The following is a 20453-nucleotide window of genomic DNA, read 5'->3' on the forward strand; positions in this document are numbered from 1 at the left end:
CGATCAGTGGAAGTCGCGCGACTTCACCCGCACCACGTCCTCCGGATCCATGCCCGTGCTATGCGGCGGCCAATAGCTGTCGCGTGGGCCGGGCTTCCAGCCGGCATCGCCGCGGTCCGGCGAGCCCGCATGCCGCGCGCCGTCACCACGCCCGGTCGCATGCGGGAAATCCATCTGTCCCACCTGTGCGAGCAGCGGTCCATGGTCGATGATCCGGTCGCAGATGACGTGGATCACCTGTCCCTCCTTCTGCACGCGCCCCTTCATCCCGATCATCGCCGCCGACATCACGGTGCGGCGCTGCGCCTCGAACCGATCGGGCCACAGGATGCCGTTGGCGATTCCCGTCTCATCCTCGATGGTGATGAACAGCACGCCCTTGGCCGATCCCGGCTTCTGGCGGACGAGGATGATCCCGGCCACCTCGACGTGTCGGCCATCCTTGATGTTCGCAAGATCGGCGCAGCGCGTGATGCCACGCCGGGTCAGATCCTGCCGCAGGAACGCCAGCGGGTGCGCGCGCAGCGACAACTGAAGCGCGCGGTAATCCTCGACGACCTCGCGGCCATCGGACAGGGGCCGCAGGCTGACGTCCGGCTCAAGCCCTTCCGGGCTGAACAGCGACTCTCGCGCGTCTGCGGCGGCGAACAGGGGCAAGGGCGCGTCCCCAAGTCCCTTCACCTTCCACAGGCCCTGCCGCCGGTTTTCGCCCAGCGCATGAAAGGCGTCCGCCTCGGCCAGCCGCTCGATGGCGGTACGCGGAACGCCGGCACGGCGCCAGACCTCCTCGACCGAGCCGAACGGCATCTGCCCACGTGCGGTGACGATCGCCGCGCCATGTGCGTTGGCGAGGCCGCGGACCTGCCGTAGCCCAAGGCGCACGGCGAGATAGCGGCCACGGCCCGGCTCCAACGTGCAGTCCCAACGGCTGGCGTTGATGCAGGCCGGCAGAACCTCGACGCCGTGCTCGCGGGCATCGCGGACAACCTGTGCCGGCGCATAGAACCCCATCGGCTGCGCATTGAGCAGCGCGGCGCAGAACACGTCTGGATGATGGTGCTTCATCCAGCAGCTCGCATAGGCGATCTTGGCGAAGCTGGCGGCGTGGCTCTCGGGGAAGCCATAGCTGCCGAACCCCTCGATCTGCTTGAACGTGCGTTCGGCAAAGTCGCGGGGGTAACCGCGCTCGACCATCCCGCCGACCAGCTTGTCGAAGAAGTGGCTGACCCCGCCGGTGAACTTGAACGTCGCCATCGCACGGCGGAGCTGATCCGCCTCGGCCGGGGTGAAGCCCGCCCCGACGATCGCGACCTTCATCGCCTGTTCCTGGAATAGCGGTACGCCGAGCGTCTTCTCGAGCACTGCACGCAGCTCGGGCCGCGGATAGTCCGGCTTCTCGCGCCCTTCGCGGCGACGCAAATAGGGGTGGACCATGTCGCCCTGGATCGGCCCCGGCCGGACGATCGCCACCTCGATGACGAGATCGTAGAAACGCGCCGGCTTCATCCGCGGCAACATGCTCATCTGCGCGCGGGACTCGATCTGGAAGGTGCCGAGCGTGTCGGCCTTCTGGATCATCGCATAGACGTCGGGATCGTCGTCCTGCAGGTCGGCCATGCCGACGCGGATGCCCTTGGCTTCCTCCAGCATAACGAAGGCGCGGTTCATGCAGCCGAGCATGCCGAGGCCGAGCACGTCGACCTTCATGAACTTCAGCGCGTCGATGTCGTCCTTGTCCCATTCGATAACCTGCCGGTCGACCATCGCGGCGGGTTCGATGGGCACGAGATCGTCGAGCCGGTCGTGCGTCAGCACGAAACCGCCGGGATGCTGCGACAAATGGCGCGGCGTGCCGATCAGCTTGCGGGCGAGATCGAGCGCCAGCCTGAGCCGGCGATCCTCCATGTTGAGGTTGAGCTGCTGGACCTGTTTCTCGCCGACGCCTTCCTGGCTCCAGCCCCACACCAGCCCGGCGAGCGCCTTGGTGAGATCCTCGGGCAGGCCCAGCGCCTTGCCGACCTCGCGCACCGCGCCGCGGGCACGATAACGGGTGACGACCGCGGTCAGTGCGGCATGGGTGCGGCCATAGGTCTCATAGATCCACTGGATGATCTCCTCGCGGCGCTCATGCTCGAAGTCGACGTCGATGTCGGGCGGCTCGCGGCGTTCGCCCGAGATGAAGCGTTCGAACAACAGCTCGTGCTTGATCGGGTCGATCGAGGTGATGCCGAGCATGAAGCAGACGCAGCTGTTTGCCGCGGAGCCGCGGCCCTGGCACAGGATGCCGCGGCGCCGACTCTCCGCGACGATGCTGTTCACGGTCAGGAAGTAGGGCGCATAGGCGAGTTCGGCGATCAGCCGCAGTTCGTGATCGATCTGTGTCCGGTATTGGGCGGGCACGCCGTCGGGGAACCGGCGCTCGACGGCGGCCTCGGTGAGCTGTTCGAGCGCCTCTTGCGCGGTCAGCCCGTCGACGACGCGCTCGTCGGGATATTGGTAGCTCAGCTCGCCGAGGTCGAACGTGCAGCGGCGCGCGATCTCGGCGGTGGCGCGGATGGCGTCGGGGAAGGCTACGAAGCGACGCTCCATCTCTTCCGGGGATTTGAGGTGCCGGTCGGCGTGGCGTTCGCGGCGGTAACCCAGCGTGTCGACGGTGCATTTCTCGCGGATCGCAGTGACGACGTCCTGCAGCAGCCGCGCGTCGGGCGCATGATAGAGGATGTCGCCGACCGCGACGGTTGCGACCCGTGCGTCGGCCGCCTGCCGGGCGAGGTCGTGGAGGCGCATCGCATCGTCGGGCCGTCGCCGGAAGGTGAGCGCACAATAGCCGCGGTCCCCGAACACCTCGTGCAGATCGCCGAGATCGCTGCGGGTGGCGTCACCGGGCAGATCGGGAAGCAGGATGGCGATCAGCCCCGCGTTCCAGGTGACGACATCCTCCCACGCCAGCGCGCAGCCGCCCTTGCCGGCGCGCGACTTGCCGAGCGTGAGCAGACGGGTGAGGCGCGACCAGGCGGGCTTGTCGGTCGGGTAGAGCAGCAGCATGCGCCCGTCGTCGAGCCGCACCCGCGCGCCCGCGATCATCCGCACGCCGGTCGCTTTCTGCGCCTCCCAGCCACGGACCAGCCCGGCGACGCTGCCGAGATCGGTCAGTCCGAGCGCGGCATGACCGAGCAGCGCCGCGGCCGCGAATAGTTCGTCCGGGCTGGAGGCACCACGCAGGAACGAGAAATGGCTGGTAACCTGGAGTTCGACATAGGTCGTCTGCGTCGCCATCAGCCGAACAGCCCGTGCAGATACCAGCTGAGGTCGCCGGTCGCGCCATCGACACCGTCGCCGCGGCGGAACAGCCAGAAGCGTGCGCCGGTATCGTCCTCGACGCGGAAATAGTCGCGCACCGCCCATAGCTCGCCGTCGCGCCGCCACCATTCGCCGTGGATGCGCTCGGGGCCGTCGCCGGCGACGACGGCATGGACTTGGCCACGCCATGTGAAGCGCCGGGGCGGTGCGTCGGGCAGCAGCGCCAGCACGCCGACCAGGGGTTCGGGCCGGTTGAGGAGCCGCACCGGCCGCCGCCACGCGGGCCAGCCGGTCGGGGCGGCGAGCGGCGCGGTGCGACGGACGGCGCGCTCGGGCACGTCGCTCTCTACCGGCGCTGCGGTAAACAGAGCCGCATCCCCCACGCGGCCGGCGATCTGATCGACAAGCGTCGCGACATCCGGCGGCGCATCGTCGCCGGCGAGGCTGGCGGCGAGCGCGGTCGCGCCGAGCGGATCGGTACGGGTGGCGGCGAGCCGCATCGTCTCGATCCCGTCACCCGGATCGATTGTCTCGATTCTGAGGTGGAAGAGACGGGCGAGATGGCCCGCGTCGCGCGTCGGTCGCGACGTACCGATAACGAGCCGCTGCTCGCTGCCGTCGATCCGCTCGATGACGAGCAGCAACGTGCGGGCGCCGGCGCCGCGCTCCTGCAGCAGCCCGATCATATCGGCGAGAAGATCGCGGATGACGTGTTCGATCGCCTCGGCGGTGCCGATCGGCTCGAGCAGGCGGCGGCGGGCCAGCGGCGTCTCCTCCGGGACGACCGGCACGATCGGTTCCGCCACCCGGCCGAGCGCCTCGTCGAGACGGCGCACGCTGGCGAGCCCCAGCCGGCGCGCGAGGGGGCCGCGCGGCAGCGGCAGCAGATCGGCGATCCGGTCGAGTCCGAAACGCGCCGCGGCGGTCAGCGCCTCGGGCGTCAGCCGCAGTGCGGCGGGCGGCAGGCCGGCGAGTGCCTGCGCCTCGCCGCCGTTCGGGATGGCACTGATCGCGTCACGCCCGAACCGTGCGAGCGCGTGCGCGGCGCCCGGCGTTCCCGCCACCGCAACGCGTGCAGTATAGCCGAAGCGCCGGCAGAAGCGGACCAGCCGCCGGCAGAAGCGCGCCTCGCCGCCATGAAGGTGCGCCGTACCGGTCAGCTCGATCCACAGCCCGTCCGCGCCACTCGCCGCGGCGGTGGGCGTCCAATGCCGCACCGCGTGCAGCGCAAGGCTGTCGAGCACCGCGCGATCGGCGGCCGGATCGGCAGCACGCACGTCGAGCTCTGCCACCAGCGCGCGCGCCTGCGTTACCGCCATGCCGGGTATCAGGCCGAGTGAAAGCGCGACGGGACAGGCGGCGGTGATGACGTGGCGTTGACCGGCCTGCTCCGCGAGGACCAGCGGCACCGCGTGCGCGACCGGCACGGCCACCGGCAAGGGGCTGCGCGTGCCGCCTGCCGGCACCGGTCGCTTGAACGGATGATCCGCCGCCTCGGAGCGCCGACCGAGTTCGCGCATCGTCGGCTGCTGGTGGCGCGGCAGCGCCGCAGTCTGATCTTCGATCGCTGCACGTGCGCCGTCGTCGCGCGCCCAGCGTGCGCCCGGGCGCCAGCCGCCGCCCCGCGGCACCGAACAGGCACCAGGGTCGTCGTCGATCGGCAGCAATGGCGCAGGCTGCGGTTCAGGCAGCGCGCGCGGTCGCTCGAGCCGGCGCAGTCGCTCGATGGCGAGGTGCGGCAGGTAGAGCGAGGCGACCCGTGTCATCGCATGCCTCCAGTTGCAGGGTGAAGGGAGGACCGCCGCGCTGGCGCGCGAGGTCGACGGTCCAGCGCGCCCGGCCGACGCCGGGTGCCGGCAGCCGCTCGGAGGGCGCGCAGGCGATCCGCCAGCGCGTCATCGCCGCGGACAGGTCGGACAGGGGCTCGACGCCCGCCTTGCGCCAGCGGCGCGCGAGCAGCGCCGGGGCGTGGCCGCTCATCGCAGCAAGCTGCAGCCGCCGTGTCGCGACCATGTCGGCCCGCTTCACCTCGCCGACGACCGCGGCGAGGCCGCCGTGGCGCAGGCCATCCTCCATGACGGCGAGCACGTGTTTGTCGTCACGTGCCTCGACGAACAGCAGCGTCGCCGGGTCGAGCCCGGCCTGCTCCAGACCGGGGGCATAGAGGTCGAAGCGGGTCAGCGCCCAGAGCACGCGCTTGCCGGACCGCGCCGCAGCGCGTGCGGCGATGCCGACCGAAAACAGCGTCGCCGCGGCATCGTCGGTGAGCGTCGGCGTCGCCGGCGACACCTCGTGCAGGCCGCCCAGCACGAGTCCGCCCTCGACGAGTCGCCTGTCGATCGCATCGATGTCGAAGGGCAAAACCGCCAGCTTCGGCCCACGCACGGCACCCAGCTCCTCGCGTAAGCGGGCCAGGGCCTCATCGGGTTGGGGGTTAGCTAACATGGCTGTTGCGACTCATCTGTTCGCTATATGTTCCAGAATTGTTGACGAAGGGTCAAGGCGTTACGGGAGAGATTCGCTGAACCGAAACGGGATCGATGCTGCCGGGTCCGCAGCTCAGACGGCGGCAGCGCGCGCGGACTACGACCATGTCGGCCGCCGCCTGCGCACGCTCGAGCAATGCGCGCTGTACAAGCGGACGTTGCGCCTGACCTGCCCGCGCTGCGGTCATGTCCGGGTGCTGGATGCGGTATGCCTGTGGTGGATGTTCAACCGCCGTGGCTGGGACGATGGCCTGCCCGCCGTGGCAGCCCGCCTGTGCTGCGCCTGCTGCCGTGCGCAGAAAGCAACGGCGCGACCGCGCGTCACGGTCGGCCGCGAATCGCCGACCGGCGCGCCGCTGCCGTATCCGGACGAGGCGACGTGGAAGAAGCTTGTCTCGCGCCATCGCTCGTGATCGAAGACGAAGATGTGCAATCTCTATAACTTGAAGGTCGATCCGCGCGGCTATTTCGATGCGCTTGCCGCGGTCGACGACGCGGCCAACGTGCTCGGGATAGAGAAGGACTATGCCGCCCCCGGCAAGCCCGGCTATGTCGTGCGCTACGAAGAGGGCCGGCGGGTGCTGAGCACGATGCGCTGGGGCTTCCCGACGCGGAAACCCCGCAAGCGTGCCGCGCGCGAGGGGGAACTGCCGTTCCTCTACGACTGGTGGACCAACGCCCGCAATCTGCACAACAATTTGTGGAAGCCCTGGCTGCTGCGGACCGAGCATCGCTGCCTCGTGCCCTTCACCCGCTTCGCCGAACCCAAGGCTGTCTCCGACCGGCAGGGGCCGGGCGACACCAATTGGTGGTTCACCGTCGAGGACCAGCCGGTGCCGTGCTTCGCCGGCTTGTGGAAAGTCGATGCCGACCACGACCGCGTCTATGCCTTCTGCACCACCGAGCCCAATCCGCTCGTCGCGCCGAAACACCCCAAGGCGATGCCGGTGATCCTGCTCGCCGAGGATCAGGAACGCTGGCTGACCGCACCGGTCGAGGAGGCGTTGACCATGCTCACCGCCTATCCATCGCAACTGATGCGAATAGCTTAATCTATGGTCTGCCCGGCGACCTTATCGACGGCAACCGCTATTTTGATCCCGGTTAGGCGAGCACCAACTCCGGTCTTTTGGGCGTGCCGCACTGAAGGCTCTGCGGCTCGTATAATTTTTGAGACCACTCTGCCGCTCACGAACGACCCGATCTGGTGGAGAGTGGCCTGTCCGCTTAAGGGAGGCAGATGGCGTTTAGTACACCTGCATCAACGCCGTGTTCTTCGCCTTACCGTATCAGCAATCCAAAGGAGCAGGACGAGGATCGGTAAATCTACCAATCCGCCGACGAACAACCTCGCTAAGAAATTATCGGGTTTTGTAACCGCTTCCAGCCCGCCGAAACCGTTTCCGAGCCACACTAATGCTGCGAACATCAGCCATACCAACGACATGGTTAGGTAAATATTCCGAAGCATATTGCCCTGGGGGTCCATCAGCTCAGGCTGAACGAATGTCGGCTATCAGGCAAGCAGTAGTGAATACTGGATGTCTAGGAATGGGCGGAAGCGGAATGGCCAAAATTGGTGGAAAGCGGACGCTCGTTCGACGTCGCCTCGAAGCGATTAATGGAGCACTGGTCTACCGACCTAGCATCGCTCGGACGATGCCGAAGCCAAGCAGCCCGATTGTGACAACGACACCGACGATAATCGAGAAAAGAAGCGCCACAGTGGTTTAGCGAAAGTTCGAGGCGAACATCCACCCCCAGAACGCCAGCATCGCAATAAGCCATAAAAGAGCGCTTCGCTTCATCGTGCACGCAGCTAGCCTTTCACGGTGCTCCTCTCAATCGCCGGGATACGTCTGCTATTGGGCGTAAGCGGAATTTCCGCTTCTGATTAGAAGCCTGCATTGCTGATCGCCCGCTCGCTGTCATACTGGCGCGATGAGCAACCGTGAAATCGCCGCAACATGCGTCCTCGCGCTCGTTGCAACGCTGCTGATATATTCGGTCGTTCTACCCCTAGCCCGCGGGCTGTTGATCTGGCTGGGGTGGCAGAGCCTCTGATCGATTGAGCTTATCCGGACGCCGTAGACGTAAGCGGTCCGTTCGTTCGTGGGCGTCAGCGGCCATGCGATCGGAGAGCGGCGACGTGATCGCGCATGCGCTCGCGCTTGGAAGCGGCGTAGCGTTCATCCCGTTCACGTATGTCCTCGTCATCGGCCCAATGGCTCAATTCTTCCCATGCGGTCTTCTCCGCTGGATCGAGCGCGAATGGATCAGGCACCGCGGTGTCGAGTTCAGATTCGGCGACATCCCCGCCATCAGCGATCCGTTCAAGGGCTTCGACCAGAAAGGCTCGGGCGACCGTCATTCGCGCAATGTGACCGACATGTTGAATGTCTGCAATTGGGGCATTAGCGGATGCTCCGCCCTCAGACGCGAGCCTTCAGGAATGTACGTTTACGGCGTGTTCCATTCACTCGCTCCGCGCCCCCTCGAGCAAACCGGCCCCAGCCTAGCAGGCGAGGGGGCAATGTCCGCTATTAGGCGAAAGCGGAATGACCGCTCCTGGGTCGATAGCGGACGCGGGTACTGTCACCGCGGGAACTGGGTATCGGCAGCGGCGGGCCAGGCAGATTGGCCCGGCCGCGGCGGAGGGCTCCTCCGCCGCTTGATGTCTGCATTTGGGCGGAGCGAATTGTCTGATCCTGTTGGCAACTGGGTATCCGCCTCTAAGCTGTTTCAATGGACCGGAACCGATGGATACTGCTCATCAAAGAGCTGCGTGCCGAGCATAACATTTCAATCCTCGCGGCCGAGCGGATCGCGCTCGCCGACCCACGATGGCGGCGGTGGGTAGATCAGCAGATCAACACGGATATGCGTTGTCGAAGAATGGCCTTGCACCACATGCGGCATAACGACGTTGAAGCGCTGCTTGAGTTGGACGGTGAGCGCCTGAAGGTCCGCTAATGAGCGTAAGCGGAACGGCCGCTATAGTGGAAGCGGACGTTGAGAAGACTGCGTCTACGTGCGACGTTGCTCGGATGGACCGTTCGCAAACTATCGCTGCCGCCGAGTATTTTCTGGCGACTGTCTGGGCTGACAAACCTCCGAAAGATGAAGCATTGCTCAGCGCGTTGGATCGACTAGTCGCCGCCTACCATGAGACTCCACACGGCGATGTAACAGACGCCGAGATTGATGCGCCGCGGCAGGACTGCCCCTCGCTCTACAAGGAAGTGGCCGAACGCTTCCCGGCATACGGGTATTATCCCGTAGCGGACCCGACCAAATCACTCGATGCCGCGCTCATGACGGCGGACGCCATCGATGATTTAGCCGACCTTACGCACTCTATGCGCGAAGTGCTTTGGTTTGCAGAGCATGTGAGCATTGATGACGCTCACTTCGCTTTTCGGCTTCATCACTTCCACTGGGGACAGCATGCAAGGGGGCTTGCCATATTTCTATGCGGGCGGCTTTGGGGTTAATGTTTGCTAATGGGCGGAAGCGGAAAGGCCGCTTCTGGGCGAAAGCGGAATGACCGCTTCTGGCTCGATAGCGGACGCGAATACCGTCACCGCGGGAGCTGGGTATCGGCAGCGGCGGGCCAGGCAGATTGGCCCGGCCGCGGCGGAGGGCTCCTCCGCCGTTTGTTATCCGCTCGCGGCGTGAGCACAGTCTGGCCGCTCACAAAGATTTGATGTTATCTCAGCGGAGGCTTGATCGCGTGGGAGAGGCGGCAGGTGTATTACGTTTGGCTAGGCGTGCTTTGCGCTGAGCTCGTCGGACTGGCTGCGGGTTCTCAAGAGATCTCCAGTCCGACGCCTGTCATCGTGCAAAGTAGCGACGTTGTAGTGCAAGCAAAATGGAAACGATTGCCGGCTGAGGGGCCGGCGCATCACGCTATGAGGAAAGCACATATCGATTCTCAGAAGCCGGGTTCCGCGGTAATAATTTGTGAGACGGCTAAACCTGATCGTGTTGTAAATTGCGAAGAGTATTACAACACGCCGGGCACAAAATATGGACAGGGATTAATTCTCGCTGCCCCCAGATTTCGAATTGTGCCTCCTTTAATCAACGGTGTTCCCCAATTCGGCGCTAAAATAAATATTCGTTTCAATTTCGATCGGGCCAGACGGGAGGGTTCGCCCTTACGCTCGCGCCTTTTCTAAGGTCTACGTTTTGTTACGGCGACCCATTCGCTTTCGCGATCGCCAGGTAACGGGCGCGGGTATCGCCGGTACAAAAGTCGGGTATCGTCATCAACGAATCGAGCAATTTCCGTCGACTCGCCGGAGGGTGTATCCGTCGCTTCTCTATCCGATTGTGGTGGTTAGCGGAACGACGGCTCGCGGCTTTGCGCTGGCCCTTAGAAGCGTCCCAATCCTTCAAAGATCGCGGTCACTGCGTAGGCGATGACTATCAAGCCGAAAGCCAGCAGCGAGGCGGCGAACCATGGATGGCGCTCCAAGCGCGTTCTTCGCCAAATCAAAAAGCCTGTCGCGGTTGCGATGATCATGGCTCCCACTTGGAACGACTTCCCTGCTGGAGGGACATTTGCGACCCAGTATGACGGATTGAGCGCTGCATAGCAGACGAAGAAGGCCGCAAGCATACTGATCGGCACAAAGGTAATCGCGAGCGATATACGAAGCGCGGAAATCATCCGATTACCTCCTGAGCGTGGGGACGTCCGCAAGTGGGCGGAAGCCGTCTGTCCGCTTAGCGGCCCGAAGCCGCAAGTCGGCTTTGGGGGAAAAGCTGGCGCACTATTCGCGCCTAAACGTCGCGAATTGGTGGAAACCGGCCTGTCCGTTTTTGGCCGGCGAGACTGCTAAGCCGACGTTCGTTCAGGCCGAGTTGCGTCAGCCTGACCGCCGTTGCTAGAAATGGAGTGGACGCCTTACGACTGCATCGAAGTGCATTATGAGGCGGCAGTATCACCGAGGAAGGCGTCATAGGCAGGCTCGGCCGGCCGGAAGCGAGTGCCGCGCAACTATCGATGCGACAGAGCCGGAATGACTGGGGCGTTTCACCGTACAAGAGCATCCTGCTGATCACCTAATTCGGCCCACCAGCATCCTACGTCAACAGCCTAACTGCCCATGTCGACGTCTTGGCTTGCACCCGCGACGGAAGCTCGTCACCTTGCTTAGCCTACTAGCTATGCTAATCGTGTAGAGACAACGAGTTGGTCATCCTTAAACAGGGTTGTACATCTGGGGGAAGCGATCTGTCGACGATCACTGCGACCGATCTCGAAGCGGCGTTGACGGGAGATCCGGAGGCGCTCGACGTCCATCTTACTTTGATCGAGCGGGATGTGATCGTGACCGGACAGTCGGTGAAGGTGCACTGCCATTGTCTGGCGATCGACGGAAACGGGCGGGTCCAGCTGAGACGGCTGGCCGAATTTATGCGGAATGCTGCGGCCATCTACGCCCTGCCGCGCTCCAAGATTGCAGAGGCAAAAGCACGCGATGCGCGGTTCAACAGCACCGAGGCAGTCGCCGAGCTGGTGGAGCGGGCGAAGCGGTCGTTCACGGACCTCGCCACGACCGGTGAGGGCGGAGAGATGCTCCTGTATCTCCTCGCAGAGCGCTTCCTCAAGCTCCCGCAAATCCTCTGCAAGATGGACCTCAAGACCGATAGTCGCGTGCACTACCACGGTGCCGACGGCGTGTACGCCGGAATCACGTCGGAAGGCGTGCTCAAGCTCTACTGGGGGGAGTCGAAGGTCTACGCGACCGCGGCGGCGGCGATCTCTTCGTGCCTCGACTCCCTGGCGCCGTACCTCATCGAACCCGACCACGAAGGGTCGGAACGCGAACGCGACCTCCTGCTCCTCAGCGACAAGGCCGATCTCACCGACGAGCGCCTGACCAGTGCGCTCAGGAAGTACTTCGACCGCTCATCGCCGATGTCCAACCGAGTGCGGTACTGCGGCGTCGCGCAAGTCGGATTTGGCGTGCCGTTCTATCCGGCGGAGGGGGCGTCCGCGCTGGCCGACGAGATCGCTGAGGCGGCGAAGACGGCGCTCGTCGAATGGGTCAGCAAGGTCGGTGAAGGGGTGGTCAAGAACAAGCTCGAGACCTTGGAGATCGAGTTCTTCTGCGTGCCGCTGCCATCGTCCCAAGGCTTTCGAGAAATCTTCCTCGAAGTGATGGGCCTTTCCAAGTGAGCCTGGCCGATCTGCAGGCCTGGCTGCTCGATGAAGGGGTCGGAGACGAGATCGCGGCACTGACCCGGATGACGGTGCGATCCGAATTCAGCGGCCTCGCCGTAGACGACGGTCCCGGTCCCGAAGACTTCGACTGGCAGAGGTTGATACTCGCCGGCAGCATCCTCGCAAGGTCGGAACGGCGGGGCGATCAGGAGGCTGCCCTCCGGATCGCCGTGTCCGCCGTCTCCATGGTCGAGGACGCGCAGGTCCGGGACGGAGGCGCCGTGCTTCTCGGCAAACTCTCGAACTTCCGATCGGTCGACCTCGCGGTCGATCGCGGGCTCGTCGCCGGGAGGTTGGACGAACGTCTCGGCGTGTCGTTGCGCATCGAGGCGCAGCGCCGGGAGATGGACCGGTCGGTGCTGGTAGAGACCACCGGACGATGGATCGAGGTAAACGAGTTCCAGCAGCGTTTCTGGACCGGAGCATCGACTTCGGCATGGCTCTCCGCCTCCGCCCCCACGGCGTCGGGCAAGACCTTCCTCGTCCTGCAGTGGCTCGTCGACCAGATGGGGACAGGCGGTTCAACGATCGCCGTCTACCTCGCGCCGACCCGAGCGCTCGTCTCGGAGATCGAGTCGAACCTCGAAACCATGCTCAAGGGCCGCCCCGGCATCGTGGTGTCGTCACTGCCGCTCAGGACGAAGTTTGACGCCGCCCGCTCTGGAGGCTCGCGCCTCATCCTGGTGCTCACGCAGGAGCGCATGCACCTGCTCGCGAACGTCCTCGGCGGCGACTTCTCGGTCGATCTGATGATTGTCGACGAAGCCCACAAGATCGGCGACGACGGGCGGGGCGTCATCCTCCGGACGCCGTGGAGCGCGCCACGCGGCTCAATCCGCGCCTGAAGCTGATCTTCATAAGTCCAGCGACGCAGAACCCCGGCGAACTGCTCGCGGACGCGCCGCCCAACGTCCAGACCGTCGCCGTCGACAGCGACGCGCCGACGGTTCTGCAGAACCTGATCCTCGCCAGGCAAGAGAAGGGGAAGCCGCGGCGCTACGCACTCGCCGTCAGGCGTGGCGACGCGGAGGTCGAGGTCGGCGTTCTCCAGCTTCCGAGCACCCCCGCGACTTTCTCGAAACGATTGGCGTTTGTCGCCGCCGCGGCAACGGGTGCGCGGGGCGGAACCCTCGTCTACGCCAACGGCGCCGCCGAGGCCGAGGACATCGCCGACTTCATCAGCCAGCTGCAGCCCGAGGCGGATCCCGGGGACGTCCATCCGGAGCTCGCCGCGCTGGCCGACCTCGCGCGGAAGGGGCTCCACCCGCAGTTCCGTCTGGCTCCGCTGGTCGAGCAGGGCGTGGCCTTCCATTTCGGGAACATGCCCTCGCTGCTGCGGCTCGAGATCGAACGCCTCTTCAGGTCCGGCAGGATCCGCTTCCTAGTGTGCACATCCACACTCGTCGAAGGCGTGAACCTATCGTGCAGGACGATCGTGGTACGCGGTCCCCGGAAGGGCAAGGGCAACCCGATGGAGCTCCACGACTTCTGGAACCTGGCCGGTAGGGCTGGGCGGTGGGGCGACGAGTTCCAGGGCAACATCGTCTGTCTCGATCCGGAGAACGTAACGGCATGGCCGAGCGTGTGCCGCTGCGCGCCCGCTACCCGATCCGCCGCGAGAGCGATGCCGTCCTCGACACAGGACATGGCCTCATCAACTATCTTACCGCGCGCCTGGAAGGCAGTCCCGGCGAGCTCGACGGCGTGGAGGAATTCGAGCAAGTGGGAGCGTATCTGCTGACGACGTTCATGCGGCTGGGATCAATCGCGCAGGCTGACTTCGCCAAGCGTCACGATCCCGCGTTCATAGCGAAGCTGGACGGGGTGCTCGAGACAATCGCCACCGCCATTGAGATCGAACCAGCGCTCGCGTCGAGGCACTCGGGCGTGAGCCCGATAGGCATGCAGCGCCTGCTGGAGACCTTCAGACGCTATCCGGGCGAACCAGAGAACCTCGCGCCGGTGGACGTTGCCAGCGACGACTGCATGGACCGCTTCATCACGATCATGCGCAGGATCAACGCGAGCCTGTTTCCGGCTTTTACCCCGGACAAGAGGGTGCCGCTTTATGCAATCATCGTGCTGCAGTGGCTGGGGGGCAAGTCTCTCGCGAGGATTATCCGCCGCAACATCGCGTGGCACGAGGATGTCGGTAAGGACTACCAGCTGTCGGCCCTCATCCGGGACACGATGGCGCTGGTCGAGCAGGTCGCCCGTTTCCGCGCGCCAAAGTACCTGTCGGCATACGTGGACGTGCTCCATCTCCACTACCTCGAGATCGGTCGCGAGGACCTAATCGACCACGACATGGACATCGGCACCCAGCTCGAGTTCGGCGTGTCGTCACGTACGCTGATCTCGCTGATGGAGTTGGGCCTGTCGCGCATGACCGCGGTCGCGCTCTACGAGAAGATCGCCCGCGACGACCTCGATCAGATGCAGGCGCTTAAGTGGATGGCCGATCGCTCGGATGGTCTCGACGGCATGGACCTGCCTGTGGTGATCGTGCGGGAGCTTCGGGAAAGGCTGATCCTCGATGACGGCGTGGAACCCTCCAATCAGACAACGACATGAAAGGTATGACCGCATGGGTGTGAAGAAGTCCGTAAGCTACGGCGATCTGCACTTCGAGACGCAGACCGCCGCGCGAGCTCACCTCAAAGCTATGCTCAACCGCTACGACCCGGGCGACCGGGTCAGTGCCGCCGACGGCGTCGTCCTGACCGCCGCGCTCGCGCTGCATCCGGAGGCCGACGATAAGATCGGGGCAGGCATCAAGAATTTCAGCGTGCGTACCGCCGACTTCGCCACCAAATGCTTTTGGGTCAACCGATTGGACGGCTCTACTGTCCGATTTTCGTATAAAGCCTGTGTCTGACCATATTCTTGGTAGAGTCGACTGATTTGTTAGACATGAACGAGGCTCGGCTCGTCGGTTATCATCCAACGTAGTCAGATATGCTCGGGGAAGATGAACATTGGCAGACGAACCCTTTTCGATCTTAAGCAACGGCGCACGCTTCTTCCGCGCTGATCTGCACATTCATAGCTACGGTGCGTCTCACGACGTCAAGGATAGCGCGGCCACGCCCGCCAAGATTGTCAAGGCTGCGGCCGATGAAGGCATCGCCATTATTTCCCTTGCTGACCATAACGAGGTGGCGAATATTCCGGCCGCCCAGGCGGCTGGCGCCGAGCATGGTGTCTTCGTCGTTCCAGGCGTCGAGCTCTCGACCCCTGAGGGTCACCTACTCTGCTACGCGCCGACCTATGATGCTATGGAGCGCTTTTTCAATCGGCTCGACATTGCGGATCGCCGCACCGACACATGCCGTTGCCAAAACGGGATGCATCAGTGCCTGAACCTGCTGGCAAGTGAGGGTGGCTTCGCGGTAATCGCCCATCTCGAGCTCGCAGGCGCGTTCGAGAGCAACATGCCGCGTTTCACTCCAGCGAAGCTCGACATCCTGTGCCATCCAGCGCTCGAGGGGATTGAGGTCACGCGGGCCGACTGCCCGATCCTGTATACCGATCAGGACGGCGATGCCGATCGCCGCGCCGCGGCCGAGCAGAGGATCAAACGGCTCGGCCTAGGTTCGTCCCAACACCTTGCTCGCGTTCTCAACAGCGATTCATACGCTGAACGCCGTAGGGCGAAACGCCAATCGCGATCAGCGGGTCACGCGATACAAGATGGAGGCGCCGAGCTTCGATGGACTGCGGCTGGCGATGCGCACCGCTGACACGCGCGTGCGGATAGAGGAAGAGCTGCCCGCCATCGTACCGACCGTCGAGGGGGTCGAATTTCAGGGTGCGTTTCTCGACGGCGCGTCGATCCGGTTCAGCCCGAACCTGACCTGCATCATTGGCGGGCGAGGGAGCGGCAAGTCGACTGTCTTCGAGAGCCTCTGCCTGATCGGGGGCGGATCGGCGGAGGACGTGACGGTCATCGACAGCGACGTGTGGCCGGATCTGCTGTCGCTCTTCTATCGGGATGAGACAGGCCAGACCCACACCCTCGCGCGGAGTAAGGACAGCTTTGTCGAGAACCTCGATGACCCCGCCACAGGCTCCACGAGCTTCCCGATCGAAAGCTATCGGCAGGGCGCCACCAACGAGATCAGCAAGCGCGTCCAGGACGACCCGCTCGCGCTTTTGACGTTTCTCGATCGGCTGATGACGATCGAAGCAGCGATCGAGCGCGAGGACGATGTTCGCCAGCAGCTCGTTGAGCTTCATCCCAAAGTCGCCGACGCGGCGGCTCGGGTCGCGCGCATTCCCGAGCGCGAGCGTGAACTGACGTTGAAAACCGCGCAGCTGAAGCGGCTGAAGGACGACAAGGGCGAAGAGATCATCAAGCTGCAGCAGCAGCTCGAGGGGGAAAAACGCGCCCGCCTCGCAATCTAGCGCTCACTGGCGAAGCTGACCGGCGCGGTGAGCAGTACAAGCATCACCGAGATTACAGCGGAGATCAAAACCTCGATCATCGAGGAGGTCATCGAGGTGGGGGCGCCCGAGGCCAATGCGATTGCGACGGCGACGACGACCTATGAGGGGTCGGTGTCTGGTTCGACCGAGGCGCTCCGTAAGCTTACCACCGAATATGTCGCGGGCGTCCGCGCACAGGTCGCAGCCTGGAAGGGCAAGGAGGCGCAGACCGCCGCGCAGATCGAGACGAAGAAGCAGGAGCTTCTCAAACATGGCATTCGGCTCGACATGCCCTTCATTCAGAAGCTTGTGTCGGACGAAGCGCGCGCAAGGGAAAATGTGCGGATGCTCAAGACCTGGACTCCAGCGTTGGAAGGGCTGCGCAGAGATTATGTCGGCCTGTTGCAACAGCGCTGGGCGGCTCGGGCTGAGGTGTCGAAGATACGTACCGCGTTCGCGGCGCGGTCATCCGCCGCGCTCAAGGCGACCCTGTCCGACCTGTTCGTCTCGCTGAAGTTCGAAAGCAACGCGCTGGCGCCCGAGGCGGAGCGTCTCCTGATCGACGCTATGGGGTGGCGAACGCTCCAGCAACTGAAAGCCCGCGCACTTATTAAAACGGTGACGCTGCCGGCCCTGCTCGATCAGGCCCGGCGAAAGGACGCCAAGGCGCTACTCGCGCTTCGCAACGACGCGAACATGGCCATCTTTACCAAGGGCGAGATCGATGTCCTCTTCGAGCGGATCGCCGAGCCTGAACTGCTCTCGCAACTCGAGGCTGTAGCAGTCCACGATCTGCCCCGCTTAAGCGTGACCAAGCGCCTCGAAGTCGCCGGACGGGCCCCACTTTATGTCCCGCGCGATTTTAAGCGACTGTCCCTCGGACAGCAACAATCAGTGCTGCTCGCCCTCATGCTCACGAGCGAGAGCCGGGCGCCACTAATCGTCGACCAGCCCGAAGACAATCTCGACAGCGAGTTCATCTACAAGACGCTCGTCCCGGTGATCCGGGCCGCCAAGGAGCGGCGGCAGGTGATCGTGGTCACGCACAATGCCAATATCGCAGTGCTTGGCGATGCCGAGCTCATATTGGCGCTCAAGGCGACGAACGACAAGGCCTTGGTGGTCAGCCGCGGGTCGATCGATCATCCGCCGACCTGCGAGCTGGCGTGCGCAATCTTGGAGGGATCACGCGAAGCCTTCGATCGTCGCGCCCAGGTCTATGGTTCCGCGCAGCGCTGACGACATAATGGGTCTGTTCGCGTTCCGCTATTCGCTCTGCTGCCTGCTCTACTACATGATCTGGGTCAGGGAGGGTAGAACGTCGAGGCCATCTGCCCGCCGGGTCAACGACGTGGTCGACATGCAGGTCGCAGCGATGGCAACCTTCTTCAACGGTGTGCTCAGCGCCGATGCCGGTCTTCAGGACATCTCGTTCGGTGCGCGATCGGTGCTGCGCGGCTTCGGCGCATTCGTCGGCGAAGACTGGCGTCCTCAGAAGGGACGCCAGCGATTGGCATGAAGCGACATTAGGGGCAAACCGTAGCACGACAGGATTGCTCCGGCGGGAGCGTCGACCTGGCAGGGCATCGTCAGGGGATTGATGGAGAGCAAGTGTCGGAGACGGAGCGTTGTTACTGCATCTTCGAGGGTGGTGGTGCAAAAGGGATCGCGCATATCGGGGCGTTGGCAGCTCTTGAGGGGGCAGAGTTCGACCTGATCGGATTTGCCGGCACGTCGGCAGGCGCGATCATCGCGTCGCTGGCAGCGGCGGGCTATCGATCGTCGGACCTGTTCTCTGACGATGGATCGATCCTCGACCGCATCGATCGCGATCGCAGTCACAGCTACGGCTTCGAGGCGTTTGATCCGATGGTGCGGCCCGAGCGGCTGTTCGGGCACCGCGGCTGGTTTGCGATCAGGGTGGCGCGCTGGACCGGCAGATGGGCTCGCTGGCTGATCGCCGGAGGCGTAGTCGCGTCGATCGTTGCCGTCCGTGCGTCCGGGATCGGCGGCTTCGCGGCCGCGCTGGTACTCAGCGCGGGCTATTGCGGTGTGCTGCTCGGCGTGCCGTGGCTGCTGATCCGGGGAGCGGCGCGCCTGACGTCGTTCCGCGACGCCATGAACCAGGCGCTCTCGCTCAAGCTGCGGAACGATCGCGCGCCGGCCCCGGTCACCTTCCGGCATCTGCACGACGCCGGATGTAGGCCGCTGAAGATTGTCGCGACCGACCTCACGGCGCGGCGTCTCGCCACCTTCTCCTATGCGACGACGCCCGACATCACCGTCGCGGATGCGGTGGCAGCGTCGGTTTGCCTGCCCGGCATCTTCGCTCCGTGGCGGGTGAATGGCAGCCGCCACTATGATGGCGGGCTGGTCTCCAATCTACCGGCCTGGGCATTCGACGCGGAGCGCGCGATCGATCGGGACGCTTGGACGGCGGTGATCGAGGTGGTGGAGGAGGCGTCGCCAGCCAATCCGTTGGCCTGGCTCGCACCGCTGCTCCGACCGCATTTGCGCGCGGCGCTCGCCGGTCCCTGGCGCGGCCTGGCAGACCGCTGGCGACGTCTGATCCGCAGGTTCCGACGGCATCCCGGGCCATATGGCTTCGACGTTATCAAAGCGCTGGTGGAAACCGGCTTGTTCGGTGCCGGCATCCTCAACAAGCGGAACGTCGAGCGGCTCCGATCCGTGACCCTGCAGGTGACGCTCGGCGTCACTCAGTTCGACGTGGACCGCGCCACGGCGAGCAAGGTTGTCGAAAAGGCCCGTCAGGCCTGCGAGGCGGAGTTGGTCGTCGCGATCGACCAGCTGCCGCGGCAGATGACGGAGATCTGCGAGCAGATCGTGAGAACCTGCAGGACCGTCGTCGACGAGCAGCGCCAGCTCGAACGCCTTCCCCATTTTCGAGGGCTGTTGCGGGCGGCGATGCTGTTCGCGGATGGCGAGACGGAGACAGGTCTGATCCAGGGCTATAGCGCCGGCTACCGGGACCATAGCGATGAAGGACTGCGTCTTCCGATCGCGTCGTCGCTCGCTGGGCAAACTTGGCAGGTTGACGAGCCGCTCTACAGCGATCGCAACGACCCCAACTGGGGCGCGTATCTCCAGCGACCGCAGGATCGTTGGGCGCGAAAGCTGAGCTGGTCCCGGGCGCAATGGTCACTATGTGTTCCCTTCACCCACGCTGCCAGTGGCGACAGTCTCGTGCTTGCCGTCGACGCGAGCGAGCTGCTCGGGGTGGCTGGACAGGACGAGGTCCTGGAGACACTGGTCGATGAGATCGAATCCGTGTTAGAAGCGTTCTTGCCGGAGGAGGCATTTACAAATGGCCGTTCGGGTTAAGCGGACTGGGAGCAAAAATCCTGTCAGGACTGCCAAGCTGAGGCAGGCTCTGAAGCAGGGGCGGAGCGCGGAGGCGGAGAACGTCCTGTCCGCACGGAAGCGTCGGATCGATGCCAAGCTGCGTGATCTGCGGGTTTCCTTGCAGGGTGGTCCCGTGCACGTCGTAGCGGCGACCGGCGGCGTGCGCCTGGGGCGGTCGAGCGATCATAGGCAATCCCAAGGGTCTTCTTCGCAGGATCAAGAGACGAGATCCGACTTCGCTCGGAGGAGTTTCGCGCCCGCCGAATGAGGTTCTCCGGCACGTAACGGGAGCTTTCACGTGCCGCGGTCGCCTTCCCCTGTCGCTCGCGAAAGAGGCCCGGGAGCCGAAGCTCCTGGGCTGCCTGTCCAGCGTCAAAAGGGGATGTCGTCGTTCTCGTTGTCCTGCGTCGGACCCTGCTGCTGCTGGCGGGACTTGCCGTAGGAGAGGAACGTCACCTCGTCGGCGATGATCTCGACGCCAAGCGCTCGATGTCCTTCTGGTCGGTCCAGCGGATGTAGTGGATGCGGCCGCGGACCATCGCCTTCTGGCCTTTCGGCGCGCTAATGGATTGACTCTGGATTGAATCTGCCGAGATGAACAAATGGCGGGTTTAGGGAACCGCAAGAATGGCTCTGAATGA

At 64.3% G+C, this 20453-nt stretch carries 15 protein-coding genes and 2 pseudogenes; 11 read left to right on the forward strand and 6 right to left on the reverse strand.

Annotated elements, in window-relative coordinates; genetic code table 11:
• Positions 1-3 precede the first annotated feature (3 nt).
• From FFS23_RS12755 to FFS23_RS12765, 3 genes are read right to left on the reverse strand one after another with little or no spacing between them, the layout of a single operon-like run.
• The gene (locus tag FFS23_RS12755) at positions 4-3276 is read right to left on the reverse strand and encodes an error-prone DNA polymerase (protein WP_137898898.1); all 3273 of its coding nucleotides are present in this window, start codon (positions 3274-3276) and stop codon (positions 4-6) included.
• Positions 3276-5066: a Y-family DNA polymerase gene (locus FFS23_RS12760; RefSeq protein ID WP_137898899.1), complete on the reverse strand. Its 1791-nt coding sequence runs from the start codon at positions 5064-5066 to the stop codon at positions 3276-3278. The genes FFS23_RS12755 and FFS23_RS12760 overlap by 1 nt, the downstream gene beginning before the upstream one ends.
• Positions 4984-5685, reverse strand: coding sequence for an ImuA family protein (locus FFS23_RS12765; protein WP_249340671.1), 702 nt, complete (start codon positions 5683-5685; stop codon positions 4984-4986). The genes FFS23_RS12760 and FFS23_RS12765 overlap by 83 nt, the downstream gene beginning before the upstream one ends.
• A gap of 58 nt (positions 5686-5743) precedes the next feature.
• On the opposite strand from FFS23_RS12765, the gene FFS23_RS12770 reads away from it, so the two are divergent.
• The gene (locus FFS23_RS12770; protein ID WP_137898900.1) at positions 5744-6199 is read left to right on the forward strand and encodes a hypothetical protein; all 456 of its coding nucleotides are present in this window, start codon (positions 5744-5746) and stop codon (positions 6197-6199) included.
• A 12-nt stretch (positions 6200-6211) separates the two neighbouring features.
• Entirely contained in the window at positions 6212-6838 is a 627-nt protein-coding gene (locus FFS23_RS12775; protein ID WP_137898901.1) for an SOS response-associated peptidase family protein, read from the forward strand.
• 1067 nt (positions 6839-7905) lie between these two features.
• On the opposite strand, the gene FFS23_RS12780 is transcribed toward FFS23_RS12775, so the two are convergent.
• A complete protein-coding gene (locus tag FFS23_RS12780) occupies positions 7906-8157 on the reverse strand; it encodes a hypothetical protein (RefSeq protein WP_137898902.1) in 252 nt (83 codons plus the stop codon).
• A 374-nt stretch (positions 8158-8531) separates the two neighbouring features.
• Between FFS23_RS12780 and FFS23_RS12785 the strand changes: the two genes are divergently transcribed.
• Both FFS23_RS12785 and FFS23_RS12790 read left to right on the forward strand, forming a co-directional pair.
• A complete protein-coding gene (locus tag FFS23_RS12785; protein ID WP_137898903.1) occupies positions 8532-8759 on the forward strand; it encodes a hypothetical protein in 228 nt (75 codons plus the stop codon).
• 74 nt (positions 8760-8833) lie between these two features.
• Positions 8834-9280 carry a hypothetical protein gene (locus FFS23_RS12790; protein WP_137898904.1) on the forward strand — a complete coding sequence of 149 codons (447 nt, stop codon included), beginning with the start codon at positions 8834-8836 and terminating at the stop codon, positions 9278-9280.
• 884 nt (positions 9281-10164) lie between these two features.
• Here the strand turns inward: FFS23_RS12790 and FFS23_RS12795 are convergent.
• Positions 10165-10461, reverse strand: coding sequence for a hypothetical protein (locus tag FFS23_RS12795; RefSeq protein WP_137898905.1), 297 nt, complete (start codon positions 10459-10461; stop codon positions 10165-10167).
• 525 nt (positions 10462-10986) lie between these two features.
• On the opposite strand from FFS23_RS12795, the gene FFS23_RS12800 reads away from it, so the two are divergent.
• The 7 genes and pseudogenes from FFS23_RS12800 to FFS23_RS12825 all read left to right on the forward strand — a co-directional run bounded on the left by FFS23_RS12800 (position 10987) and on the right by FFS23_RS12825 (position 19791).
• Entirely contained in the window at positions 10987-11976 is a 990-nt protein-coding gene (locus tag FFS23_RS12800) for a HamA C-terminal domain-containing protein (protein WP_212742968.1), read from the forward strand.
• A complete protein-coding gene (locus FFS23_RS20305) occupies positions 11973-12866 on the forward strand; it encodes a DEAD/DEAH box helicase (protein ID WP_212742969.1) in 894 nt (297 codons plus the stop codon). The genes FFS23_RS12800 and FFS23_RS20305 overlap by 4 nt, the downstream gene beginning before the upstream one ends.
• Positions 12833-13762 carry a helicase-related protein gene (locus FFS23_RS20310; protein ID WP_212742970.1) on the forward strand — a complete coding sequence of 310 codons (930 nt, stop codon included), beginning with the start codon at positions 12833-12835 and terminating at the stop codon, positions 13760-13762. Before FFS23_RS20305 ends, FFS23_RS20310 begins: the two co-directional genes overlap by 34 nt.
• Before the next feature lie 846 nt (positions 13763-14608).
• On the forward strand, positions 14609-14899 hold the full coding sequence (locus FFS23_RS12810; RefSeq protein WP_137898906.1) for a DCL family protein: 291 nt from the start codon (positions 14609-14611) through the stop codon (positions 14897-14899).
• A 100-nt stretch (positions 14900-14999) separates the two neighbouring features.
• Positions 15000-17688 (forward strand): annotated as a pseudogene (locus FFS23_RS20660) (TrlF family AAA-like ATPase).
• Between the two features lie 7 nt (positions 17689-17695).
• Complete coding sequence (locus tag FFS23_RS12820) at positions 17696-17968, forward strand: hypothetical protein (protein WP_137898907.1); 273 nt, start codon at positions 17696-17698, stop codon at positions 17966-17968.
• 92 nt (positions 17969-18060) lie between these two features.
• On the forward strand, positions 18061-19791 hold the full coding sequence (locus FFS23_RS12825; protein WP_171009478.1) for a patatin-like phospholipase family protein: 1731 nt from the start codon (positions 18061-18063) through the stop codon (positions 19789-19791).
• Positions 19792-20184: 393 nt separating this feature from the next.
• Here FFS23_RS12825 and FFS23_RS20500 read toward each other — a convergent pair.
• Positions 20185-20366 (reverse strand): annotated as a pseudogene (locus tag FFS23_RS20500) (single-stranded DNA-binding protein); the annotation flags it as partial.
• Positions 20367-20453: the final 87 nt, after the last annotated feature.

This window comes from Sphingomonas sp. 2SG (assembly GCF_005503285.1).
GTDB lineage: Bacteria > Pseudomonadota > Alphaproteobacteria > Sphingomonadales > Sphingomonadaceae > Sphingomonas > Sphingomonas taxi.